Source organism: Nostoc sp. (assembly GCF_036917815.1).
Lineage (GTDB): Bacteria > Cyanobacteriota > Cyanobacteriia > Cyanobacteriales > Nostocaceae > Nostoc.
Map to the genome: position 1 here is coordinate 94,847 of NZ_JBALEK010000023.1, position 23,797 is coordinate 118,643.

The window sequence follows — 23,797 nt, forward strand, 5'->3', positions numbered from 1 at the left end:
TGAAGTTATAAGATTTCAACTTCAACATTTATTTCTTCATTTACCCAATACCACAGTTACCTGATACCTGAGCGCCGTTGATTATAAGTTTTTTTGCCGAGTTTCGCGCCAAACTTCCACCATTCGTCCCCAATTGGTGTTAAATTCACCCAAACCCAGCAAACTGCCGACTTTTTCTTCATCCCAAGAGGCAGAGAGAACGCCATAAGTTATCCCTAAGACCCCCAAACCAAATAATCCCATATTCACCAATAACACGGCGATGGGAGGTAGTTGGATGTCGGAGTAGATAGCAAGCAGATAGCTAACAACCAGGGCGCTAATGCCCAAAGCTGTTGGTACACCACAGAACACAGCTACCCGTCGGATCATCCGTTGGCTGACTACTTGGGGAATTGCCATCTCTTTTTTAGTGTAAGACGGCTTTCTTTCGGTCTGTTTGGCTGATTCTTGTGGCTGTGTTGCTGGTTTACTTTGAGTTTTTGCGGGTTTTTGGCGCTTTTTGTTTGGTTCAAAGGGCAAGCGACTGCGTTCAGATTCTTCACCAGACATAAGCGGTAATCCTATCCACGAATACCGAGGCGAGCAATCAAAGCTAGATACTTTTCCCGGCTTTCTTGCGATATATAAGCTAGAAGACGCTTGCGCTGACCAATTAGCTTCAACAGTCCCCGGCGGGAAGAATGGTCTTTTTTATTTGCCTGGAGATGTTCGCTAAGGCGGTTAATGCGCTCAGTGAGCATGGCAACTTGGACATCGGCCGAGCCAGTGTCGGTTTCATGAACTTGGTAGGTGGAAATTATTTCTTGTTTCCGCAGTTGCGTCAGGGCCATGATCGATTCAGTTTCTAGTTTTTCTAAATGTATGTAGCAGTCTCCCATAATATCACAGCCCTCAAGCTGGATGTGGAATCATCTGGAACTGCCTTTAGGGGTTCTAAACTATTTAACTGCTGAGGAACTGTAATTCCCAAAACTTCCGAGAATTGATGAGAATGACCCACCTATTCGCAAGACTGCTCCAGTCTGTGAAAGGTTTCCCTCATAGTATTGAATAGTCGTACCGTTGCTGTTTATACGTGAAAATCCAATGTTGCCACTGAAAGGACAATAGAACCCTTGAATTGAAATATTATCTAAGAGGATGTTTGAAAAGTCCTCCTATCGGTAGCAAAAAGTTTTAGATCCCCCTAAATACCCCGATAAATTGGGGGACTTTGATTCCGGTTCCCCCCCTTTTTAAGGGCAGGGCTGTTTCATTCGTTCAGATCAGAATTTTGTCAAGAGTATCAACCAGAAAATTTAGTGAGTTGGTAATCGAAAAATTACTGTTTCAATCGGTAAATTTAAGTGCGATCGCCTGGTTTTTGACCCAATTAGAGTGTTTAAAAACCTGATTTTTTTGACTGATACGCTTGTAAATTAAGGTCTTTTAGGGAATGAATCAGCCCTGCTTTTTAAGGGGGGTTAGGGGGGATCAGTAAGTGCCTAAAATTACAGCCAACCACTTTCCAAACAACCTCTAATGAGAGTAATAAAAGAGCTTGGTTTTAAAAATCGCGTTTCAATCCCTAATAGGGATTTTAGTTGATTGCAATAAAAAAAATCACCAACTTAGGAGTTGGTGAATCAAGTTTCAATCCCTAATAGGGATTTTAGTTGATTGCAATGCAAACGCCACTAAAACTTTGACTAATTTGAATAAAGTTTCAATCCCTAATAGGGATTTTAGTTGATTGCAATATTGGGGATTGGGGATTCACTTCTAGATATTCTGGTTTCAATCCCTAATAGGGATTTTAGTTGATTGCAATATTTCTTTAAGTCCCTTAGTGAGCAATTTAAAGCTGTAGTTTCAATCCCTAATAGGGATTTTAGTTGATTGCAATAAACCTATAAGTGCAATGAATATTTTTGGATCAGTTTCAATCCCTAATAGGGATTTTAGTTGATTGCAATGGATAAAGCAACGTAGTTGCAAGGCTTTGAGACGCGTTTCAATCCCTAATAGGGATTTTAGTTGATTGCAATAAACACCAAACAAAGGCTTGTCAGCCGCATTCCTAGTTTCAATCCCTAATAGGGATTTTAGTTGATTGCAATATCGCTCGGTTTTGAATGCCGTAGCGGGCATAAGTTTCAATCCCTAATAGGGATTTTAGTTGATTGCAATAGAGTGAACAAGTAGAAATTCTAAATAGTCTAAAAAAGTTTCAATCCCTAATAGGGATTTTAGTTGATTGCAATTGTTGCTATTTTCTAAAACATCTGCCATGTGATCGGGATTAGTTTCAATCCCTAATAGGGATTTTAGTTGATTGCAATGCTGCGTATTGGGAGAAAACAGAAACCAGCTTTCTTGTTTCAATCCCTAATAGGGATTTTAGTTGATTGCAATCCAGTACCAATAGAAGGCTTATTGACAACTTATGTCAAGTTTCAATCCCTAATAGGGATTTTAGTTGATTGCAATTTACATCACCATTAATGCTTAGTCCCGTGGTCTTTAGTTTCAATCCCTAATAGGGATTTTAGTTGATTGCAATCTGACTTTTATGTAGCTCGACTTCGAGTTGGTGTAAAGTTTCAATCCCTAATAGGGATTTTAGTTGATTGCAATTAGGGTGTTATCCCTACCGATTATTTATTAAACGTATGCAGCGTTTCAATCCCTAATAGGGATTTTAGTTGATTGCAATTGGTGAAGTCGATAAATAAGAAGGGTCAAAAAAAGTTTCAATCCCTAATAGGGATTTTAGTTGATTGCAATTATCGCCTATCAGTTGCCCGCTTATGCTCAATATTCGTTTCAATCCCTAATAGGGATTTTAGTTGATTGCAATGGAAGACGTGCAAGATTTTGGGAAGGCCGTTGTGAAGTTTCAATCCCTAATAGGGATTTTAGTTGATTGCAATATATTTGAGATTAAAGGTGTGAGGTGTGAGACTAATGTTTCAATCCCTAATAGGGATTTTAGTTGATTGCAATCGCTGGCGTCGGAAAGCCGTGTGTTATTTGGTTTTCAAGGTTCAATAGCGCGAATGCGAAAATCATAACATAGGGAGTGGCAATTGTGCCAGCTGTAAATAGCTGAAAGTCGGTCTACATAAGGTGCGCGGATGGTTTAAAGAAGCTACAGCCCTGAAATCCTTGTAGATAGAGCAATCTAGCCATTTTTGTAGTCGCCCCTTTCCCAACACCTACCCATTCGCGCACTTGGCAAAAAACTAGTCTGATGACTTAAAGTTTTTCCTTAGCAGCTAACATCTGTAAAATCTTTTCTACATGATCCAACTCTCCAACGATTCGGCGAATTGGGTGAGGCCAAACTTTGACAAGGGTGGGAGTTGCAGAAACCTGATTGAGTTCTGCTTGTTCTGGATGACTTAAAACATCAATCACTTTTAGAGTATAAGGGTGTCCGAGCGATCGCTCTAACAATTCGTGTAGATTCTGAAGGATGCGTTCGGTAGTACTGCTATGTCCTGCAACAAACAAGCGGAGTACATAGCCTTGTGTGATTGCTTCCTTTTTTTGGACTATAACTGGCTGGTGGTATTTTGGCACAGGTTCAGAAAGGTCTAGACGGACAATTAAATCGTGATCCTCCCAAAGCTGCGGGAATGAGGAACGATAAGTTGTTAACACCATGCGATCGCACAAACCCTCTTGCCAAGGAGCTGCTTGCCATACTAACTCCCCTGTGCCAAAAATGGCATTAAGCAAAGCTTGATGTCTAATTACAGCCGGATAAGCTTCAGCAAAAGTTCGCACTTGTTGAGTGCGCGGATCTAACCAGTTGTCAATGGTCGCAGTATAACAAGGCACTAAAAAGTGCGGTAGCTCTGGTAAATCTAGGATTTCTTGCAAGGCCGAACACAAATGCAAGTGCCATCGCCCTTGCTTGCTAGGATCGATGCAATAAATTAAATCTCCTCCAGGTGTAAATAGCGCAATGCCTTTAAACAATTGGGATGTAGATAGTTTGTTTGTCGTCAAGTTATTCACTGAGGTTAGGAAGCTAAAAGTAAAAAATTCTCTCTTTATACCTTTTACCTTAGCCATAACTACAACCAGGATCAGCTAGAAAATTGAGAACCCATTAAAAATCCCGTAAATCTCATTTCCAGACATAACAATTTCTGGGCACTTAGTACTCATATCATGTCCGTATAAATAGTTATGATTCCCACAGTCATTGCACCCCACACGTCAGATGCTCTACTTGGGGAGACTCCAGACGCTCTCTACGAGACGCTAAAAGCGAACGCGGACTCGCTATCGCTTTTAGCGTCTCCCCTTGGGAGAAGACGGTACTCGCTCCCCTTAATCCCCTCCCCGCCTGCGGGGAGGGGAGACAAAGCATAGCTTTGGCGGGGTGGGGTTCTTCGAGTTTAATAAGTAATCAAGCGGACATGATATAGCACTACTATTTGATTTTTGAACAGATACGTAGGGTGCGTTAGCGACAGCGTAACGCACCATTCTTAAGGATTTGGTGCGTTACGCGAAACGCTAACGCACCCTACAAATACTACAAATACTTAATTTTGTTCAAAAATCAAACCGGATTCCTATATAACGCATTGCCTCAACCCAACCTACTAAGCTGTCGCGTATTTACAGCTATTTTCAGGTAAATAGACCACGCGGTAAGGGCACAGCATTGCTGTGCCCCTACGACAGATGTGGTTCAAATACACGAAAACTGCTGTAATTTGCACAACTAGGGCGCTCATGTTGCCCACCCCACAGGAGATTCATTTTTTTGAGGATGCAAATTAAAAGATTTTTAGCTTAATCTTCTTATAAAGGCTGCCAATTCTTTTTCAGGAGGGCTAAAAATGTAGCGTATCCTTCGGAAAAACCGGGTGGATCAGGTAGAACATATTGTGGAAATTCTTTATACGATCGCCAAGGTTCGGAAGCATTATGCCGCAAATGTAAAGCACATTCTGAGGAACCTGGTAGTCGCCAAGTCATTTGACCAGTTTGTGTATCAGTCACAAATGCCTCCCTATCTGAAAAAAGTTGATCTTTTCTTCGAGATTTTGGCAGATTAACCGGATATTTTTGTCAAATTTAAGGTAAAATAATACATGACCTAATTGCTGAAATAAGTTTGATCGCAATATTCCAAACAAAGCCACACCGCTATTGTGGCAACAAGTCTTCTAAAGCAGCTCCGACAACTCGGTGATCCTCATCTTGTCTGAGTTGGTTCAGGGCTGCTTTGGCTTCCGGCTCGTCAAATCGTTTCAGGGCATAGCTAACTCGCACGCGCATCCGCCAAGATTCAACATTCACCAAGGTTAGTATTTGCGATAATGCCGCAGGGTGTTGGTTAGAACTAGCTAGTAAGCCGAGTCCATCAACAGAGGATTCTTGAACTGTAAAATCTTCATCTTTTAAACCATGAACGCAGATATCAAATAGTTCTTCAGGGCAATCCATTTCGGCGATCGCAGCCAAAATGCTCCGTCGCACTAGCCAGTGGTCATCCTGATAAAATGCCAGAACTAGATGAGAAACTGCGACTCTGCCAAATAGCGATAAAGAATTTGCCGCCTCAGCTCGCACATTGGGGGTATCATCAAATTTCATAATTTGCATCAAAGCAGCAAAAGATTCTGCTGATTGTTGATTACCCAAACCCCTTGCAACAAAAGAACGCACCAAAAATTCTGAGTCATGAAGTTTACTTGCTAGCAAAGGAACAGCAACTTCTGATTCATAATTATCGAGGGCTGCGATCGCCTTCAGACGATATTGAAAATCTGGGTTCTTCAGTTCAGCTTGGATTTGATGGATTTCCATAGGTGCATTTAGTACAACTATTCTTTACTTTATTTTACAGATGTCACAAAATGGCGATCGCATTCTCAGAATATTGGGGATTGGGGATTGGGGACTGGGGACTGGGGATTGGGGATTGGGGATTGGTTATTCTCCTCATCTCCCTCATCTCCCTTGTCTCGCTCATCTCATTTAACAAAATTTAACAACTATGGTTTCAGCATCGTATCAGAATATGTAAAGGTAAACGATACAAAAAACTTAAAATCATCAAGGCTAATAAGAATTTAAAGTCTTTATGTCCTCTCCTTTGTCACAATGATGTTGTGGTGAAGGAGGCTAGCATATAGACTAGGAGAATAACATTGTAGCCAAGCTATCTCTTGGATTTTAAGCTACTTTTTAAGATCACTTTTCTAATGGAAATTACTGAATTCTTTGAACTTTCAATTGGACGATGGCGATCGCAACGTAGCGGTCATCATTTAGCGTTTGCCCACTTTGAACAAGTGTTGTCTAACATTGATATTGAGTCTCTATCCACCGACGATCCGGCGGTACTAGCAATCTGTCAATTGTATGACACTGACCGCACCAGTATCACCCACCCCTTTCGGATGACTTGGGAAGGTGAGTCAGACTGGGATGATAAACCAATCTCAGGTAGTACTGTGCTGGTGCCAATTCCCGATCTTGAAAATCCTTCTAGAGGCAAACTGCTGCGAGACAAGGGATACGCCGAAACAATCCCAGCAGTGGCTAAATATCATCTGAGTGACGATGGTATTTTTACCCTGCTGACAGAGTATGAACTCGCTGCTGCTGAAGAGCGAATTTGGTTTGCTACCCCAAATCTGCGATTTCGGGTAGCGACGATTAAAACCAGTGATGGTAAAGGCGTGACAACAGCTTCCTTTTCTTCAGAGATTCGCTCTTTGTCAAGTTCAACCATGTGAACTACTCAGACCTGCCTACGGAACCGAGTCTAAGCTTCCCAATTCATCGGGAACAGCCTCAAAAACTCCGCAGTTTTTTTGGTGTTACATTCCCTCCAAGGGCAGGAGTCCTGGTTCCCAAGACCCAAATCTTTTTCTTGCAACATATACCTAAAAGCTAATGGTTTTCGCTTATGGCATTGATGGTCAAGACATTGAGTATCTTACCAGAAAATCCTGGGGATTCGTCATCCATCCAGAATTTGTTTTTACCAAGTAAAAAATCAATTCCAGATGCAATCCTCAACCCCCGTTATTCATCCTCATCATATCAGTACATTGAGGGTGGGGACTTTCGCGTACCGTTAACAATATCAATTTTGAATTTTGAATTCGGAGCGAAGCGACGTGACTATAGCGCCCAGTGAATCTAGCACCAACGCTAGCGATCTGCTCACCTTAGCCGGTTGGATGGCAGGAGATTTTAGCAACTACAAGCAATCTTTTGCAAATCCGCAACTTTACGCCCACATTCACATTTATTTTCGTCCTTTACCGGTTGAATTTTTTTCTGCCATCGGTTTTTATTCTGAACAAGTCTACGATCACGATTTATGGACACCCTATCGCCAGGGAGTACATAGACTAGTCGATTGTGGCGATCGCATTTATATCGAAAATTACAGCTTAAAAGACCAGATGCTTTATGCAGGTGCGGCTCGTGAATTAGATATCCTCAAAACCATCACCCCAGAAAGCATCGAACGGCGTTATCACTGTTCAATGGTTTTCCAACGAGAAGGTGAAATGTTTCGAGGCAACGTAGAACCAGGCAATCAATGTCTGATTAAGCGCAATGGATGCCAAACATATCTTGTCAGCGAAGTAGAAATAACCGAGCATACTTGGATAAGTCTAGATCAAGGTATGGATATTGAAACCCACGAGCAAATCTGGGGATCAAAAGCTGGCCCTTTGCGATTTGAAAAACGGGAAAGTTTTGCTGATGAATTACCTGTGGTGAACGCATTATGCTGATTCAGCTTGAATCTTTTAAAAACAAAATGTTACCTCCACAGGCTGAAAAAAAAATGCGCTGCTGGATTCGCAGCCGTCACTTGATTTGTTCGGGTAATTTTTTCATATTCGAGACACTCGAATATACGACCATTGAGAGATTCTCTGAATGTGTTGCTTCTTTAGGAGGAACAGTAATATCCGTTGACCCCATTAATAAAATTTGGATGGGCGATCATCGCCAAGTTATTTTATATCAGGCAAAAGCTAGTTTACATACACCTCATCATACTTTGAAACAATACTGGATAAAATACGGTGGTTTCTACACTCGATTTGATGAGCGTGCTTAAGAGTTCCTATCCGACGGAAGTTCAGATGACAAGGGTCTACACTCTAATTCAAAATTGAATTTTGAATTTTAAATACTCCCTAAGGGGGTTGACGGCTAATTGTTAATGTCTAATTGCTAATTTTTGATCGTGATTAGCTGTTAGTTATTAACAGTTAGCCGTCTAAGTTTGTTAGAAAATTTAACTAAAAAAGTCCCCACAACTTGATAACTTAATATAGGACTCATAATTTGATTTTTGAAATACACGTAGTGGCGTGTTATGCCGTAGGCTAACGCACCAAAATATTCCTTTGGTGTGTCACGAAAGCAGTAACACAACGCCAGTCCGATCAAGTCGGGAAACCCACCCACGCGGCTGGCTCCCCTATATTTAGATTTTTTCAAAAATCAATATCCAGTAATTAGTAAATCTTGAATAGGGTGTGTTATGGCTTTAGCCTAACGCACCATATTTATCGCGGTGCGTTTAGTCACTCCTACCCACACTAACCCAAATATGCAGACCTTCATAAACGACGAAACCAGACAACGCCAATATCAAGCATTTCCCCAAACAGAACCCATCGAACTGTGGACTACTGCTTCAGATGATGACATTGAAATTGTAATTCGAGCAGTTTATCGGCAAGTGTTGGGTAATGCCTACATTATGGAAAGTGAGCGGCTGATTGTTCCAGAATCCCAACTCAAGCAAGGCATAATCGATGTCCGTGAGTTTGTGCGTCAAGTTGCCAAATCAGAGTTGTATCGCTCCAGATTTTTTGATAACATTTACCGCTACCGTGCTATTGAATTAAACTTCAAGCACCTGCTGGGGCGCGCTCCCGATGACTACTCCGAGACGATACAACACAGCAACATTTTAGATGAGTCGGGTTTTGAGGCGGATATTGATTCTTATCTTGATAGCGACGAGTATTTAGATGCCTTTGGGGAGAACATCGTGCCATATTACCGGGGTTATAAAACTCAAACTGGCCAAAAGATATTGGAATTTAGCAATATGCTGCAACTGCTGCGGAGCAATTCTAGCAGCGATAAGAATCTCGCAACGAATAATAAACCTCAACTGGTGCGATCGCTAATTACCAACACTCCTTACGGTAAAATCAAACCCACGGATATTAGTGCATTGCTAGCTCAAGTTTTCCAGCCCAAGCCAGAAGAAGCTGCTCCAGTTAATACATTTATTGTGGCTCGCACAACAGCTGAACAAGGCTTGCAGCAAAAGATTCAAGAGCAAAAAAGCCAGATTGCAACTTTGCAACAAAAACTAGCAGACTTACGACCCTTTGCCAGCATTGGGACAAGCAAATTTAGTAGTAGTTGGCAGTCTTCCAGTGCCGTTACCAGCACAGGCCAATATACATCTTTCCAACAGCAAGTTGACGCCCAAGCAAAACAGATTTCAGCTTTGCAAGAGCAAGTTGGTGATGCTCAACGGTCTGCCACAATTGGAGAAGCCCGGTTGAATAAGTGGCGCAGTCGTGTTTTTAACGGCTAATTTCTCTACAGTTTATAGCGGTTCTCAGTTGAGTGCAATACAGACCTAACCCCCAGCCCCAACCCTTGTAGCGTTGGGGAGTAATATTCAAAGCCTCTCTCCTTTTAGGAGAGAGGTTTGGAGAGAGGTCAAACTGTATTGCATCCAAGCGAGAACCGCTATAGTTTTGTCGAATGCGTTGGGCAAGCTTAACTCACCCAATAGCGGTTCTCAATTGCATAGAATATAGACCATTTGTAGGGGCAATTCATGAATTGCCCCTACTGTATATTAGACATCTGCTAAAAATGAATGTAGAGATGTAGCACTGCTACGTCTCTTCTGGATCGGGCTATATTTTATTTCCTGATACTTTGTGAGTCAGCTTGAAACAACAAATAATCAGAAAGTGTCTGAATTATTATTGTTTTAATAGACTTGCAACTTATGAAAAAAGCTAGCGTTTATCAATACTGCACTTATGGACTAATTGGGTTAATATCCTTAACCACCGTATTAAGTACAGCAACATCTGCCCTAACACAGTTAGCAGGCGATTCCCCAATTGGGCAAACTCCTATCCCTGCTTCTAACTTAATCTGGCCAACTCAAGGGTTTATTTCTCAAGGCTTCCGCAAATATCAACATGAAGGAATTGATATTGCCGGAGCATCTGGAACTCCGATTGTTGCTGCTGCATCCGGTACAGTTGTCAAAGCCGGTTGGGATGATTGGGGATTAGGAAATGCCATAACTATTAAACATCTCGACGGCAGCATTACAGTTTATGGCCACAATCGCCGTTTGTTGGTGAGCAAGGGTCAACAGGTCATTCAAGGTCAAATTATTGCCGAGATGGGATCTACAGGCAATAGCACAGCTCCTCATCTGCACTTTGAAGTTCATCCAAATGGTCGAATAGCAGTTGACCCCCTTACTCTGTTGACATCCTTAACTGCAAGTGTTAACTCTGGTTCGAGAGTTCAGCAAGTGCATAACCCAAACCGCCCAGTAGCAAAGCAAGTTTCACCTTCACAGCTAATTCCAATAGGTTTTGCACCTGTAAGCACTGATACTAAATGCAATGGAATTACCATCATTGAAGGTGAGACTGCAAGCACTCGTGTAAAAGTCTGTGAAGAAAAGGGTCAGTTATTTTATATTGGGCAGTTAAAGCAAGATCCAAGTCAGCCGATAAAGATACAAGCCTTGAATATTGGTAAAAGCAGATATCGAGCAGATAATGGTAGTTTTTATTATTTAGTCAGCCCTAAAAGAGTAGAAGTTTGGCGAAATGGTAGTCAGATACGTTCTGACAGTTTTTATACTTCAATCAAATCGCCATAAAGTATTGGGCGAGTAGAAATCCCTACTTGTTAGGGACTTCCAAATAAAAAAATACTCAACTATTTCTTGTGGGGTGGGTGTCTCACCCGCCCACAGCCAAAGGCGCTCATGTTGCCCACCCCACAAGATTGGATAATTTATTTGTTGTCAGTCCCTAATACCATTTCTTTATGAAGATGCGCTTGTAGGACTTACCCGAAACCGCGCTGTAGGGGCAATTCATGAATTGCCCCTACCTGAATAAAGCGCAGCCTCACATAGAATTGGTATAAGAGCCTCCAGGCTGGGAAAACACTCTGGTGGGGCTGCCGCCTCCTGTTTCTTGACCAGAGGCAGCAGCGCTCTCGGAATACATTCCCAGTCTTCAGACTGGGAACGAGGTTACACAAGTCTTTGGGCTTTTCTGAGTGCCATTCGATAGTGTACCTAGAAGCTCACACTCACCGCTTGCAGTGAGTATAAGTATAAGTAGTTCACGCAATTTGAGTGACTTGCTGATTTACACGGGGACGGCCAAAGCGCTCCCAAGCACTCCCTCCTCGCAGAAACAGCTCTAGGAAGCGCAATGGCTCTTCTGAATCGCCTCTTGACCAACCAGAACTACCAGGAGCAAAGGCTAAAGTTCCTTCAGACACCTTGAAGCTGCCATCAGAATACACTGCATCACTGACCACATCTCCAATTCGGATCACAATCTTGGTTTGAGGCTCGAAGTTAACTGTATGTGCCCCAATAGTTGTTTTGATGTTGCCGTAGCCATCAATCCAGGCAATTCTATCTGGTGGAACATCTGGGATTTGCTCAGAAAAAAGACTGTCTCCTAAAAGGCTAAAATCTTCAGCCATAACGGCAGCCGCAGCCGGAGGAAACACATCCCGTGAGCGAAACTGCGAGCCACCACGAGAAACGTTGACCACTCGCAACTCCTTTGTATAGTCTTTGATAAAGGAGAGAGTGTAGCCCGCATTTACACCCACTACTTTTACACCATTGGCTAAAAGGGCATAAGTTAGTCCTTCGCCTTCATTATCCCGTCGGGCTTCGGGATCATCCTGACGAGGCGCACAGTTATGATAAATTAAGCGATCGCTAGGGCCTGGGTTAAGTCCCTGTTGGGCAATCCAGAATCCCGTTGCCAAAGTACTAAATGCTGGAACTGAAAGTAAATGAATTTGGGCATCGGGAAAAGCCATCAGTAGACGTTGTGTGACTTCAATAAATGCCGGATCTCCTGTACCGTAGTCTGCAATGACGCAGATAAACATTTTGCTCCTCCTTGCTTAGGGTAGTAATTTGCGGCAATGGGTGGCGTTCAAACTCCCCAGTGAACCTGTCTCATCAGCAGTCTAGGTGTGATCTCAACTATATGCAAGATTTCTACATAACATTGAGCGCAATTTTCCAGCAAAAAGATGCTGCAACGAATAGCACTAAGAAAAGCCTAAAGGCTTGTGTCGTCTCGTTCCCAGCCTCCAGGCTGGGAATGTATTCTGAGGGGCTGCTGCCTCTTGTCAAGCTACTGGAGGCGGCAGCCCCCCCCAGAGTGGGTTAAGAGCCTAGAGGCTCTTAACCAGTTAGGGCAAGGGCTGTATCTTTTCTTAGTGCCATTCGATGCTGTAACCATAACTCCACTTTTTAACGCAATACGCTTGGGTTAAAGCTAAAACTGTTTATCAAAGTCAATTTTTTTAACGTAGACGCTTCTCTACGAGACGCTACGCGAACGGCTTCCCGCAGGGTACCGCAGAGGCGCAGAGGAAACAGAGAGAAGAAAAAAATGCTTAACTGAACTGTATTGCTTTTTAACGAAGAATCCAACTAACTCCAGACAGATTTTCTGCTTAACAGTGACTTAAATATGTAAACTGCTCAAAAGTCAATGATTCAAACAATAGTTGTCTTTCTGATCCTTGGGCTAATTATAAGCGGGATTTTAGTAAATCCTATTTTAGTCAAAAGGCGAAGAAATCGTCTTAAACATCGTCCTTTTCCCCCACTTTGGAATGCCATTATTGAGAATAATCTTCCCATTTATCCCTGTCTTTCTCCCGATGAGATCAGACGACTTCAGGGACATATTCAAGTATTCTTAGCAGAAAAGCAATTTATTGGCTGTAGAGGATTACAAGTGACGGAGGAAATGAAACTGACCCTTGCTGCTACCGCCTGTTTACTCCTACTGAATGAACGTGGGCAGTACTTTCCCAGACTTCGCTCAATTCTGGTGTATCCCAATGCTTATTTTGTTCAGGAAACGAATTCCATCGGAAATTATGTTGTTGAAGAAAGGCGTGTGGCAAGACTGGGGGAATCGTGGACAACTGACCAAGTAGTAGTGTCTTGGGAACAGGTGAAACAAGACACTGATAACTGGAGGGATGGACGTAACGTTGTGCTTCATGAATTCGCCCATCAGTTAGATCAAGAAGATGGTAAAGCTGAAGGAGTTCCTATACTGCAACGCAACTCAGACTATCTTAGTTGGGCGAATGTAATGACAGAAGCATATCAGCAACTTTGTAATGATGTTCTACAAGGCGTAAAAACGGTAATGGATAGCTATGGCGCAACGAATCCCGCAGAATTTTTTGCCGTAGCGACTGAGACATTTTTTGAAAAACCGCACCAATTGCTGTCCAAGCATCCAGCACTTTATCAACAATTGCAACGTTACTATCAATTAGATCCTGTCCAATGGGCTTAAATTACAGAGGATTGGAAGTTAGTAGAGTCCTCAACAATATCTTAGTCTGTATATATAGCGTTTCTCGACCTAGTTAGGTACACCCGTAAGGGCACGGCACTGCCGTGCCCCTACACCTAGCGATATAATGTTGTACCGCATCTGAATGGGAACCGCTATAGGACTAATATTTGATTTCTGAAAAAGCTCAGTACAACTCGGAAAGCCTAATTCCCTACTCCCCACTCCCACTCCCCGCCTACGTAGATAATTTCAAAAATCAAATACGATTCCTATATAGCGTTTCCTAATATGATTAGGTACATCATAATCCCGTCCTCCCTTGCTATTAGGGGATTGTTTTTTTTGTACCTCACTCAGCTGGGATAAGAAGTAACAATTTTGCAATTTAATGGCAAAATTGTCAGGGCGCAATATGTTTGTTTATTGTGCCCCTATAGATGTGATCTATTTAATTGAAAACTTTCTTGAAAGTGGATTCATATTTTGATTAAACTTTCACTCAGCTGACCTGACCCAACTATGCTTGAATAATGAAGTCGGAGGCAGTAAGAGTGGGCGCACCAGTCAGTTGTGCAAATTGACCGCCACTGCCCAAACCAGCAGCGCTACCATTTTGATTGTATAGTAACTGCCCAGTCATAGGGTCGTAGACAATCACAGCATTGCTAAGTGCCCCTAAACTGCTGATTTGAAAATCACTGGCGTTACTAAAACCCGTTCCCACAACAGAAGTAATAGCATTAAAGGTATTCTTAGCCAGGATAATCTTGTCACCTTGAGAGTGGTTGAAGTCAGTGATGGTATCAATACCCACAGCAGCGCTAGTAAAGGGAGCATTGGTGTTGTAGAGGAAAGAGTCAGCACCTGTACCACCCACAAGAGTATCATTACCTGGTCCACCAATGAGAAGATCATTGCCAGCACCGCCCCGCAGCAGGTCGTCACCACCACTGCCATTGATGGTGTCATTACCCCCTTGACCATTAATCACATCGTTGGAATTGTAAAAACCGCTGATGTTATTGTTCAAGTTATTGAGGAACGTGACGCTGTTTGCAGTGGAAATATACGTTTGAGTGGAGTTGGCACTAATCACATCAAAGCTTTTGCTCACACTGGTTTCTCCGTCAAATAGGATATTACCGATGGCGGGTCTTGTTGTCGATGCGGCTAAGTTCTCTAGGTTTTCTAAGTTAAAGTTTTGCAGAGTGACTTTGGTATTACCTACACCTTCAAAGGAGACTTCTAAATTGTTGCCATTTTGAGTTAATTGCAGATTTCTTGCAGTCAAGTCAGGCCCAATAAATTGCAAAGTGTCTACTTTGGCAATCACCGCAGCCGAAGGGTTTGGGTTAGTACCTACACCACCAAAGTCGGCGATGCTGTAATTCCCATCGCCTCGTTGAATAGTAAAGGTGTCATTGTGGTCAGTGCCGTTGAGAACTTGGATTGCGGAAGTAGGAGCGGGTTTAAGTATGCCACTAATAGCAAAGTCAAAGGGGTTTTCATTACTGTCGTTGTTGTTTAAACTGAGGCTGCCACTATAGGTGCCAGGTGTAGTGGCACTCAACGCCACTGATATGGTGGTGGAAGCATTGGCAGCCACGCTTGTAGGTAGAGTTCCTACCAAACTAAATCCGTTGGGAAGTTTAAGATTACTCAGGTTGAGTGCGGCTGTACCAGTATTATTGATGGTAAAGGTTTTGGTCAGAATGTCACCAACGGTAGTGTTGCCAAAGTTAATGGCAGTAGTGCTGCCATCTGTAATGTCAACTGTGCCATTGAGAACTTGGATTTCTGGAACCGGAACGGGGTTAACTGTGCCACTAATAACAAAGTCAAAGGGGCTTTCATTAGTATCATTGTTGTTTAAAATGAGGCTGCCACTATAGGTTCCCACTGTAGTGGCACTCAACGCCACTGATATGGTGGTGGAAGCATTGGGAGATACGCTCGTGGGTAGAGTTCCAACTAAACTAAATCCGTCGGGAAGTTGAAGATTGCTCAGGTTGAGTGCAGCTGTACCGGTGTTCTTGATGGTAAAGGTTTTGCTTAGGGTATTACCGAGAATGATGTTGCCAAAGTTAATGGCAGTAGTGCTACCATCTGCAATGTTAGCTGTGCCATTGAGAACTTGAATTTCTGGAACCGGAACGGGGTTAACTGTGCCACTAATAACAAAGTCAAAGGGGCTTTCATTAGTATCGTTGTTGTTTAAAATGAGGCTGCCACTATAGGTGCCGACTGTAGTGGCACTCAACGCCACTGATATGGTGGTGGAAGCATTGGCAGCCACACTCGTGGGTAGAGTTCCAACCAAACTAAATCCATTGGGAAGTTGAAGATTACTCAGGTTGAGTGCAGCTGTACCGGTGTTCTTGATGGTAAAGGTTTTGGTCAGGGTATTACCGAGAATGATGTTGCCAAAGTTAATGGCAGTAGTGCTACCATCTGCAATGTTAGCTGTGCCATTGAGAACTTGGATTTCTGGAACCGGAACGGGGTTAACTGTGCCACTAATAACAAAGTTAAAGGGACTTTCATTGATATCGTTGTTGTTTAAACTGAGGGTGCCACTATAAGTGCCGACTGTAGTGGCGTTGAGTACTACCGATATGGTGGTAGAAGCATTAACAGCGATACTCGTTGGAAGAGTACCAACCAAACTAAATCCATTGGGAAGTTGAAGATTACTCAGGTTGAGTGTGGCTATACCAGTGTTTTTGATGGTAAAGGTTTTGGTCAGGGTATTACCGACAATGATTTCGCCAAAGTTAATAGCAGTAGTGCTGTTATCTACAATGTCAACTGTGCCATTGAGAACTTGAATCTCTGGGGTGGCAATGGTGCTGCGGGGGGCTTCGTATGCGCCAATGTCAATCAATGCACTGCCATTTCCATCACCATCCTGGGGAATGTTCGTACTGATGCCATTGAAAAGACTGGAACCAGCATCAATCGCAGCACTTCCAGGTTTGAGTCTAAAGTCACCATTCGCTGCATCAACAAACAACGGATCTTGGTTTAAAATATTTCCTGATCCTGTGACGTTAAAAACTCCGTTGTAAGCAAGGTTATTGTCAAACGTAAGTAAGTCAGACTTATTGTTGAGAATGAGAGACTCTCCCTGGCTCCCATACAGAATATTGTTATAGACTCGAACATTTTCAGCACTGTTAAGGAAAATTTCTCCGTATGAAACTACTTGTGAATTTTGGTACATTGTATTATTCACAATATCCACAGGGTTTTCGCCTTTGAAAATCTGAATACCTGCCCCACCATTGTTGTAAGTTAAGTTGTTACTGATTAAGACTTTACCAGTGTAAGCAACACCTCCAACATAAGAAGTGTCAAGCATTATGCCATCACCCTCGGTTATTTTTCCTGCTACATACCAAGGAACTAATTGTTTATTATCAAAAGAGGTATTACCTTGAATAATTACCTTGTAATCTGTTGTATTGTTGTCAGAGTTAGCAAGGTTAACCATTGTAATACCTTGTGTACCAAAAGGGGAGTACCAAGAATTTCCAGAAACGACATTGTTTTCTATTGCGATGTAATCTGCTTTTGTTGTTGCAATGCCGCTTCCCGGAAACTTAGAAACGTTGTTATTTTTAATTGTGATGTGAGTTGAAAGTTGATTTTGATTACTATTGCTGAACGTAATATTAATACCATTTCCAGATGTTGCTGGGTTATTCAAATTGTCTTTTTGCTCAAGCGCGTAAGCTAGTGTAACATTATCACGATTTCCTACCAATGTTAGGCCTTCTATTGTTATGTATGTCGAGCCTGTAATTGATATAGCATTCCAATTGTTTCCCTTTGCTTGTAAAACAGGTGTCTGTCCAGGTAGCGCCATAAATGTGATCGGCGCATCAGCTGTACCCTGCTTATTTGCAATACTCAGGATATTGGCGTAACTTGAGGTGTAAGTACCATTCATGACGTAGACGGTATCACCTGCCTTTACCAAGTCTCCAGCTTTTTGGAGGGTCTGAAATGCAGATCCTTGTTGCAAGCCATTATTTTTATCATTGCCTGTTCCAGAAACGTAGTATGTAGTCATAGGTTTATTCCAAATGTGTGTAAGGGAAATTGGTAGTACACTCTGAGCAACTTTCTTCAGTTGCTAAGTTGTTATTTGAATAGGTCATTTGTCTGGACTCTTCAAGACAGTCACAGTTGTCCGATCGCAACTTGAAATTGCGTCGGTTATAGAAACACTGTTGTAAAACTGAAAGATTTTCTTCTGTCAACCGTTGATGGTTAAACTAGAGGTATCAATACTGTCAATCGTCAGGGTTTTGTTGAGGCTGATCGGACGATTGGCACGTAGATAACGCAGCAAAAAGCCGGAGATGTTTCTTGTCTTCTCTGAGGTTGTTGTTAGACATCATAGCGATTGCCATAACGTGAATCGTATCTTCATCTATAGCAACGGCGTCGGCGTAGCCCGCACTTCGGCTGCGCTCAGTGACCGTCGTAGACATCGCTGCTCTTTGTGAGCTAGCTTTACCATCTGCTATATTCAATACAGTGATTATATTTGGCATGGTAATTCCTCTAAACTTTATCCTTTGTCTTAGGTCAGGAGATTGCCAAATTGCATGGTAAAATGCACCCCTGGCTAATAACTGGGGACTTAAAGTTACAGTGGTCAAAGTTAAATTTGTTGAAACTTTAGTCGGTTGACCCCTTAAATTAAGGAGACTAATGTAACAACTTAGTCAAACCTGTTATGAGCGTGTAACTGAGCCTTGTGAACTTAGTCAAAAGTAACCTTTACAAATAGCACTTGATATCAGTAATACCCCGGAATATAGTAAGCTTTTTTACAACAAAAGTCCAAAACTTATGGAAGTGTTGTGGTGGAGTCCTGTTAATTTTCAGAGTTGTATGGCAATAGAGAGGGCTTTGTGCGAGGATTTGATGAAGTTTCTCTAAATATTTTGAGGACTAGTACCGCAGGGCGGAATTAAAAATTAAAAATTAAAAATGAATACAGCGTAAGCGTTTCATTGATTTGGAATGGGTAGTTTATTCCTGCCGTGTTGTACTAGTACACCACGGTGCTAACAGCATTTTCAAATCAGGTGGCCATGAATTGAATGTTTGTTGTTGCGAGCAGCTAGAAGGGAAGAGGGTTTTAGCCGAATGGCACTAAGAAAAGATATAGCCCTTGCCCTGACTGGTTAAGAGCCTCCAGGCTCTTAACCGATTCTGGGAGGGCTGCCGCCTCCTCTTTCTTGACCAGAGGCAGCAGCCCATTCGGAATACATTCCCAGCCTCTAGGCTGGGAATGAGGTGACACAAGCCTTTGGGCTTTTCTTAGTGCCATTCGGTTTTAGCCTAGTTCATCAATATTTGAGATAGTTTGGTTTGATTGCGCCAACTTACTTAATCTTCATAATATGAATACTGAAATAAACTCTAGGATACCTGTTGCTTTAACCATTGCTGGTTCAGATAGCGGTGGCGGTGCAGGAATTCAAGCTGATTTACGCACCTTTGCTTTTCACTGTGTCCACGGTACTAGCGCTATAACTTGCGTTACGGCACAAAACACTCTAGGAGTGAAGAGGGTTGATGCCATGCCAAAAGAGGCTGTTGTGGCGCAAATTCAGGCGGTAGTTGAGGATATTGGCATCCAAGCTGCCAAGACGGGAATGTTGCTCAATCAGGAAATTATTTTTGCTGTTGCCCAGCAGGTAGAAGCTTTACAAATCAATAATCTAGTAGTTGATCCAGTAATGGTGTCACGTACAGGGGCACAATTGATCGATGATGATGCTGTGAAGACTCTGTGCCATGCTCTGATTCCCAAGGCGGTTATTATCACGCCCAATCGGTATGAAGCTCAGATTTTGAGCGGTTTACAAATTAATTCTTTGGAGGATATGCAAGCTGCGGCTGAAATTATTCACAAGAATTTAAAGACGAAGGCTGTTTTAGTCAAGGGTGGAGGTATGCGGGGAGATTTGCGTGGCGTTGATATCTGGTTTGATGGGGATAAGTTGGAAGTTTTGACTTGCCAGCAAGTAGAGACAAAAAATACCCACGGTACTGGTTGCACACTATCGGCTGCGATCGCTGCTAATCTGGCTAAGGGAAAAGACCTGTGGCAATCAGTACAGCAGGCAAAAGAGTATGTGACTACTGCACTCACTTATGCCCTAGATATTGGCAAAGGGCAAGGTCCCGTGGGACACTTCTTTCCATTGTGGGGACTAGGGACTAGGGACTAGGGAAAAGTTCTTCTTAATCCCCAATGCCCAATTCCCAATTCCCAATGCCCCAATGCCCCAATGCCCAATTCCAATGCCCAATTCCAATGCCCCAATAAAAAATCTTTGCCCTTTGGGTATTTTTCTATTATTCTTGGGCATAGTTTGAGGGGTGACTATCTCTGTTAGCATCTCTGTACGATCTAAATTATCTTGATTTTTAATACCAAGCCCCGATGCGAACAACCATAGGTTCTGTTCACAGGAATTCGCCAACACCGACTACTCAAGCTTACCCTCCCTCTGTACCACTATCTGTATATAGGGAATTGTCAACGGAGTTGCAAGCAGCACAGGCGAGGCTAAATGCACTCACCACCCAAAATCAGCAACTAGCACAAGAAAACCAACTATTACGCCAAGAAATTACCAAAGTCGTTGAGTCTTTTTCTCGCTTGCAAAATTTTGTGGATTCCCATACGACACCTAGTTATCATCAAGCTACCCAAGCTTCTGGTGAAGTTCAAAGTGCCGCAAAACAGCCAGTAACACCAGCACGTCAACCTCAGAAGGTTTCTCGTTCGCGTCAACCCGTGCCCAAAGCGCCACCGGAAAAAAGCCGCCGCCAAGACTTTTCTACGCCTGTAATGGAAATGAATTTTCCGATACCAGAAACAGTTTTTATAGAAGAGCAACAAATAAGTTATTATTCCACTACTGAGCCAGATGCCAGGGGACTCAGTGGCTGGTGGTTAGTGATTACTATGTTGTTAATCATGCTTACTGCCTTTAGTGCTGGATATTTCGTTGTACGTCCCTTGTTTGAACATCAGAAACGTTAGTTGATACTCCCACATTCAGCAGCAGCAAGCTTTTGGGCTACCGTGCAATTCGTCTGCGATCGCTCTCTAAATATCCGAACAAATCTGCTATATGGCGGAGTTTATCTGTTTTTAGGTTATAAAAGCTACATAAAATGCTACATTGACCGCAACTTCTTTATGTTAGAACCTCAAAGATTATCCAATTAATAAATCCTTGCTGGTTCTCATGTTCCAAACCCTCAAGCAACTTGAAAAAAGTGGTAATTATTACATATCTTTTAGGAAAAGCACTGCTAGTTACAGCTTCAGACAGCGAATCTGGTTAGATATATAAACGAAGCTAGTAGAAGTCAGGAGTTAAGAACATGAAAAAAGTAGAAGCTATTATCCGCCCATTTAAGCTAGATGAGGTAAAAATTGCCTTGGTTAACGCTGGTATTGTTGGTATGACTGTTTCTGAAGTTCGGGGGTTTGGACGGCAGAAAGGCCAAACTGAACGGTATCGCGGTTCTGAGTACACCGTCGAGTTTCTGCAAAAACTCAAAGTAGAGATCGTAGTTGACGATGATCAGGTTGATATGGTGGTAGATAAAATTATTGCTGCTGCCCGCACTGGTGAAATCGGCGATGGTAAAATTTTCATCTCGCCTGTTGAGCAAGTGATTCGGATTCGCACCGGGGAAAAGAACACAGAAGCAGTTTAAAAAACTTAGGAGTTAGGAGTTAGGAATAATGAATAAAGATTTAGCATAACTCCAAACTCCTAACTCTTAACTCCTAACTCCTAACTCTCTCCAGTTGCGGAAGTAAAGTTGTAAAAGCCTTACCTCGATGACTAATTGATCCCTTCAACTCCCGTGTCATCTCAGCAAAGGTCAATTGCTTGTCTGGAATATAAAAAATTGGATCGTAGCCGAAACCACTATCACCACGAGGTGCGTTGAGAATTTCGCCGCGACAAATACCTTCAGATTGTAATAGGATCGCACCATCAGGACGAGCGATCGCTACTGCACAAACAAATTGAGCTTGCCGATTTACCTCGTTGCCTAATTCTCTTAATACCCTAGCAATGCGTTCTGAGTCGGTTTTGGCATAACGTGCAGAATAAACTCCAGGTGCGCCATTCAGGGCATCTACTTGCAAGCCTGAATCATCAGCAATCGCCCAGTTTCCTGTAGCTTTAGCAACTTGTGACGCTTTCAGACAAGCGTTGGCGGCAAAAGTTTCGCCCGTCTCTTCAATTTCCAATTCTTCCGGTTTGAGGGTTAATTCCCAACCAGAATTTTCCAGGTAAGCTTGCATTTCCCGCAACTTTCCTGGATTTCCTGTGGCTACTACAAGTAATTTAGTCATTGGTCATTAGTCATTGGTCATTAGTCATTATTCATTTACCAAGGACTAATGACTAATAATTAATTTTACTCCGCCCACTGTTTCGCCCAAGCAAGAGTTTGATGCACTTGCTCAATTGTTGGGGCTTCGCAGTACAGGCGTAAAACTGGCTCAGTCCCGCTAAACCGAATCATTAACCAGCTTTGATCCGCGAGGCGATATTTGTAGCCGTCAATTGTCTGGCAATCAATCACTGCTTTGCCGGCAATTTCCGTTAAGGGTTTGGTTTGCAGTTGTTGTAAAAGACGCGATCGCACTTGCATATTTGCTAAGGGTAAATCAATGCGATCGTAAGCTGAGTTAAACCCGGTTTGTTTCTGCAAGTAGCGATAATACTCACCTAAATCCAAACCAGATTCGACGATCGCCTCTAGGACGTACAATGCTGACAGCAGTGCATCACGTTCGGGAATATGGCTGCCATAGCCAATTCCTCCCGACTCTTCGCCACCCAGTAACACTTTTGCTACTAACATTCTGTCAGCGATGTATTTATAACCAACTGCTGTCTCAAATACTGGCAGGTTATGTAGTGCTGCCACAAGGGGCATCAAGTCGGAACCACTAACAGTTTTGACGATTTCCCCACTAAAGCCGCGCCTTAGGGTTAAGTGGTCGATTAATATCGGGATTAATACTTGGGAACTTAGGAAGTTGGCTTCTCCATCTACTGCGGCAATGCGATCGCAGTCTCCATCAAATACCAACCCTACCGTTAAACCTGATTTATCGGTTTCTCGGTGAGTCTTGATGACTTCAAATAGCTTTGAAAGGTATTTAGGCAAGGGTTCCGGCGCACCACCACCAAATAGGGGATCGCGTTCTGAGTTGATTTCTTTGACTTGATTGCCTAGTAGTCTCGCCAATCCGCCAGCCGCCGCGCCATGCATGACATCGGCAAATAACGTTAATTTACCAGATGCGATCGCTTCTCGAAGTTTGGCGATATCAACTTTAGCTTCTAGTGCTTGGGTATAACTAGGCCAAGGATCGAATTTTTCTTGCTTACCCGGGGTAGCTGCTAGTGGTACCTCTACCACCAACTGCTCTTCTATCTCTTTCGTGACTTCTGGCGGTACCGATCCACCAAAATAACCCTTGACTTTTAAACCCAAATATTTACCAGGATTATGGCTGGCTGTAATTACCAGCGCCCCTAAAGCATTGAGTTCTTTTGCCGCCCAACTATAAGCTGGGGTTGGGGCATAGCTCTCGCTCAGTAGCACATCAAAGCCGACAGCACTGACAGTATCGGCAACAGCACGAGCAAAGTCTTCAGCCATGAATCGGCGATCGTAACCGACAATTATTGTTCGGCTACCAACCGTGGAAAAATATGTATCATATAATACTTTTGCGGCAACTGGCGCGACCAAGGCTAGGCGTTCAAAGGTGAACTCGTCACCAATAATGCCCCGCCAGCCGTCTGTACCAAACTTGATTGAGTTAGCTACAACTGGCATCTAGGTATCCTAACTGTCTACTTGAGGATTCTAGCATTTATACAGTGTGCAGAGTAAAAAAAGAATCTAGTAAAAATATGTACTAATAATATTCAAGATAAAAGTTAGCAAATTTGTGCATTGTAGAGGTGCGATCGGGTGTATTTCTTTTTTCATGCCGCATGTTGGGGCAAGAGACTTCTTTTGTGCTTAGTTGGTCTAATTTTACTTTTTTAGGACTAGCCCTTTCAAGGTGAATGGTA

At 42.7% G+C, this 23,797-nt stretch carries 21 protein-coding genes and 1 CRISPR repeat array; of the genes, 9 read left to right on the forward strand and 12 right to left on the reverse strand.

Features of this window, described 5'->3' with window-relative positions:
- Window positions 1-81: 81 nt before the first annotated feature.
- The 5 genes from V7K97_RS06845 to V7K97_RS06865 all read right to left on the reverse strand — a co-directional run bounded on the left by V7K97_RS06845 (window position 82) and on the right by V7K97_RS06865 (window position 5,817).
- Complete coding sequence (locus V7K97_RS06845; protein WP_334800034.1) at window positions 82-552, reverse strand: PAM68 family protein; 471 nt, start codon at window positions 550-552, stop codon at window positions 82-84.
- Between the two features lie 11 nt (window positions 553-563).
- A complete protein-coding gene (gene rpsO, locus V7K97_RS06850; RefSeq protein ID WP_334800097.1) occupies window positions 564-833 on the reverse strand; it encodes a 30S ribosomal protein S15 in 270 nt (89 codons plus the stop codon).
- Between the two features lie 727 nt (window positions 834-1,560).
- Window positions 1,561-2,988: a CRISPR direct-repeat array (repeat unit 37 nt; unit sequence GTTTCAATCCCTAATAGGGATTTTAGTTGATTGCAAT).
- A 252-nt stretch (window positions 2,989-3,240) separates the two neighbouring features.
- The gene (locus V7K97_RS06855) at window positions 3,241-4,008 is read right to left on the reverse strand and encodes a circadian clock KaiB family protein (protein ID WP_334800099.1); all 768 of its coding nucleotides are present in this window, start codon (window positions 4,006-4,008) and stop codon (window positions 3,241-3,243) included.
- Window positions 4,009-4,806: 798 nt separating this feature from the next.
- Window positions 4,807-5,007, reverse strand: a complete 201-nt coding sequence (locus tag V7K97_RS06860; protein ID WP_334800035.1) for a hypothetical protein — start codon at window positions 5,005-5,007, stop codon at window positions 4,807-4,809.
- Between the two features lie 147 nt (window positions 5,008-5,154).
- Complete coding sequence (locus V7K97_RS06865; protein WP_334800036.1) at window positions 5,155-5,817, reverse strand: HEAT repeat domain-containing protein; 663 nt, start codon at window positions 5,815-5,817, stop codon at window positions 5,155-5,157.
- Window positions 5,818-6,215: 398 nt separating this feature from the next.
- On the opposite strand from V7K97_RS06865, the gene V7K97_RS06870 reads away from it, so the two are divergent.
- The 3 genes from V7K97_RS06870 (at window position 6,216) to V7K97_RS06880 (ending at window position 8,101) form a co-directional block, all read left to right on the forward strand.
- Entirely contained in the window at window positions 6,216-6,752 is a 537-nt protein-coding gene (locus V7K97_RS06870; protein ID WP_334800037.1) for a phycobiliprotein lyase, read from the forward strand.
- Between the two features lie 387 nt (window positions 6,753-7,139).
- Window positions 7,140-7,769 carry a chromophore lyase CpcT/CpeT gene (locus V7K97_RS06875; protein ID WP_334800038.1) on the forward strand — a complete coding sequence of 210 codons (630 nt, stop codon included), beginning with the start codon at window positions 7,140-7,142 and terminating at the stop codon, window positions 7,767-7,769.
- Window positions 7,763-8,101 (forward strand): CpeR family transcriptional regulator, encoded by a 339-nt coding sequence (locus V7K97_RS06880; protein WP_334800039.1) that lies wholly within the window; start codon window positions 7,763-7,765, stop codon window positions 8,099-8,101. Before V7K97_RS06875 ends, V7K97_RS06880 begins: the two co-directional genes overlap by 7 nt.
- Window positions 8,102-8,241: 140 nt before the next feature.
- On the opposite strand, the gene V7K97_RS06885 is transcribed toward V7K97_RS06880, so the two are convergent.
- Complete coding sequence (locus V7K97_RS06885; RefSeq protein WP_334800040.1) at window positions 8,242-8,487, reverse strand: hypothetical protein; 246 nt, start codon at window positions 8,485-8,487, stop codon at window positions 8,242-8,244.
- A 112-nt stretch (window positions 8,488-8,599) separates the two neighbouring features.
- On the opposite strand from V7K97_RS06885, the gene V7K97_RS06890 reads away from it, so the two are divergent.
- Complete coding sequence (locus V7K97_RS06890) at window positions 8,600-9,607, forward strand: phycobilisome rod-core linker polypeptide (protein ID WP_334800041.1); 1,008 nt, start codon at window positions 8,600-8,602, stop codon at window positions 9,605-9,607.
- A 426-nt stretch (window positions 9,608-10,033) separates the two neighbouring features.
- Window positions 10,034-10,933 (forward strand): M23 family metallopeptidase, encoded by a 900-nt coding sequence (locus tag V7K97_RS06895; RefSeq protein WP_334800042.1) that lies wholly within the window; start codon window positions 10,034-10,036, stop codon window positions 10,931-10,933.
- Window positions 10,934-11,406: 473 nt separating this feature from the next.
- Here the strand turns inward: V7K97_RS06895 and V7K97_RS06900 are convergent, their stop codons facing one another.
- Window positions 11,407-12,198: an SAM hydrolase/SAM-dependent halogenase family protein gene (locus V7K97_RS06900; protein WP_334800043.1), complete on the reverse strand. Its 792-nt coding sequence runs from the start codon at window positions 12,196-12,198 to the stop codon at window positions 11,407-11,409.
- Between the two features lie 614 nt (window positions 12,199-12,812).
- Between V7K97_RS06900 and V7K97_RS06905 the strand changes: the two genes are divergently transcribed.
- On the forward strand, window positions 12,813-13,637 hold the full coding sequence (locus V7K97_RS06905; protein ID WP_334800044.1) for a zinc-dependent peptidase: 825 nt from the start codon (window positions 12,813-12,815) through the stop codon (window positions 13,635-13,637).
- Between the two features lie 520 nt (window positions 13,638-14,157).
- Here V7K97_RS06905 and V7K97_RS06910 read toward each other — a convergent pair.
- From V7K97_RS06910 to V7K97_RS06920, 3 genes are all read right to left on the reverse strand, one after another.
- Window positions 14,158-17,715 (reverse strand): beta strand repeat-containing protein, encoded by a 3,558-nt coding sequence (locus V7K97_RS06910; RefSeq protein ID WP_334800045.1) that lies wholly within the window; start codon window positions 17,713-17,715, stop codon window positions 14,158-14,160.
- 223 nt (window positions 17,716-17,938) lie between these two features.
- Window positions 17,939-18,310 carry a hypothetical protein gene (locus V7K97_RS06915; protein ID WP_334800047.1) on the reverse strand — a complete coding sequence of 124 codons (372 nt, stop codon included), beginning with the start codon at window positions 18,308-18,310 and terminating at the stop codon, window positions 17,939-17,941.
- A 485-nt stretch (window positions 18,311-18,795) separates the two neighbouring features.
- Window positions 18,796-18,987 carry a hypothetical protein gene (locus tag V7K97_RS06920; protein WP_334800048.1) on the reverse strand — a complete coding sequence of 64 codons (192 nt, stop codon included), beginning with the start codon at window positions 18,985-18,987 and terminating at the stop codon, window positions 18,796-18,798.
- A gap of 73 nt (window positions 18,988-19,060) precedes the next feature.
- On the opposite strand from V7K97_RS06920, the gene thiD reads away from it, so the two are divergent.
- From thiD to V7K97_RS06935, 3 genes are all read left to right on the forward strand, one after another.
- Window positions 19,061-19,894: a bifunctional hydroxymethylpyrimidine kinase/phosphomethylpyrimidine kinase gene (gene thiD, locus V7K97_RS06925; protein ID WP_334800049.1), complete on the forward strand. Its 834-nt coding sequence runs from the start codon at window positions 19,061-19,063 to the stop codon at window positions 19,892-19,894.
- Between the two features lie 215 nt (window positions 19,895-20,109).
- On the forward strand, window positions 20,110-20,715 hold the full coding sequence (locus tag V7K97_RS06930) for a hypothetical protein (RefSeq protein ID WP_334800050.1): 606 nt from the start codon (window positions 20,110-20,112) through the stop codon (window positions 20,713-20,715).
- A gap of 347 nt (window positions 20,716-21,062) precedes the next feature.
- Window positions 21,063-21,401: a P-II family nitrogen regulator gene (locus V7K97_RS06935; protein WP_196520788.1), complete on the forward strand. Its 339-nt coding sequence runs from the start codon at window positions 21,063-21,065 to the stop codon at window positions 21,399-21,401.
- Between the two features lie 73 nt (window positions 21,402-21,474).
- Here the strand turns inward: V7K97_RS06935 and rdgB are convergent, their stop codons facing one another.
- Both rdgB and V7K97_RS06945 read right to left on the reverse strand, forming a co-directional pair.
- Entirely contained in the window at window positions 21,475-22,053 is a 579-nt protein-coding gene (rdgB, locus tag V7K97_RS06940; RefSeq protein ID WP_334800052.1) for an RdgB/HAM1 family non-canonical purine NTP pyrophosphatase, read from the reverse strand.
- A gap of 65 nt (window positions 22,054-22,118) precedes the next feature.
- Window positions 22,119-23,555, reverse strand: coding sequence for a phosphoglucomutase/phosphomannomutase family protein (locus V7K97_RS06945; RefSeq protein WP_334800053.1), 1,437 nt, complete (start codon window positions 23,553-23,555; stop codon window positions 22,119-22,121).
- Window positions 23,556-23,797: the final 242 nt, after the last annotated feature.

Excerpts from the sequence above, each read along its gene's own strand:
- V7K97_RS06865 (WP_334800036.1), bottom strand. The coding sequence starts at position 5,817 with ATGGAAATCCATCAAATCCAAGCTGAACTGAAGAACCCAGATTTTCAA.
- V7K97_RS06935 (WP_196520788.1), top strand. The coding sequence starts at position 21,063 with ATGAAAAAAGTAGAAGCTATTATCCGCCCATTTAAGCTAGATGAGGTA.
- V7K97_RS06920 (WP_334800048.1), bottom strand. The coding sequence starts at position 18,987 with ATGGCACTAAGAAAAGCCCAAAGGCTTGTGTCACCTCATTCCCAGCCT.
- V7K97_RS06895 (WP_334800042.1), top strand. The coding sequence starts at position 10,034 with ATGAAAAAAGCTAGCGTTTATCAATACTGCACTTATGGACTAATTGGG.
- V7K97_RS06890 (WP_334800041.1), top strand. The coding sequence starts at position 8,600 with ATGCAGACCTTCATAAACGACGAAACCAGACAACGCCAATATCAAGCA.
- V7K97_RS06930 (WP_334800050.1), top strand. The coding sequence starts at position 20,110 with ATGCGAACAACCATAGGTTCTGTTCACAGGAATTCGCCAACACCGACT.
- V7K97_RS06905 (WP_334800044.1), top strand. The coding sequence starts at position 12,813 with ATGATTCAAACAATAGTTGTCTTTCTGATCCTTGGGCTAATTATAAGC.
- V7K97_RS06870 (WP_334800037.1), top strand. The coding sequence starts at position 6,216 with ATGGAAATTACTGAATTCTTTGAACTTTCAATTGGACGATGGCGATCG.
- V7K97_RS06910 (WP_334800045.1), bottom strand. The coding sequence starts at position 17,715 with ATGACTACATACTACGTTTCTGGAACAGGCAATGATAAAAATAATGGC.
- V7K97_RS06845 (WP_334800034.1), bottom strand. The coding sequence starts at position 552 with ATGTCTGGTGAAGAATCTGAACGCAGTCGCTTGCCCTTTGAACCAAAC.
- V7K97_RS06880 (WP_334800039.1), top strand. The coding sequence starts at position 7,763 with ATGCTGATTCAGCTTGAATCTTTTAAAAACAAAATGTTACCTCCACAG.
- rdgB (WP_334800052.1), bottom strand. The coding sequence starts at position 22,053 with ATGACTAAATTACTTGTAGTAGCCACAGGAAATCCAGGAAAGTTGCGG.
- rpsO (WP_334800097.1), bottom strand. The coding sequence starts at position 833 with ATGGCCCTGACGCAACTGCGGAAACAAGAAATAATTTCCACCTACCAA.
- V7K97_RS06945 (WP_334800053.1), bottom strand. The coding sequence starts at position 23,555 with ATGCCAGTTGTAGCTAACTCAATCAAGTTTGGTACAGACGGCTGGCGG.
- V7K97_RS06900 (WP_334800043.1), bottom strand. The coding sequence starts at position 12,198 with ATGTTTATCTGCGTCATTGCAGACTACGGTACAGGAGATCCGGCATTT.
- thiD (WP_334800049.1), top strand. The coding sequence starts at position 19,061 with ATGAATACTGAAATAAACTCTAGGATACCTGTTGCTTTAACCATTGCT.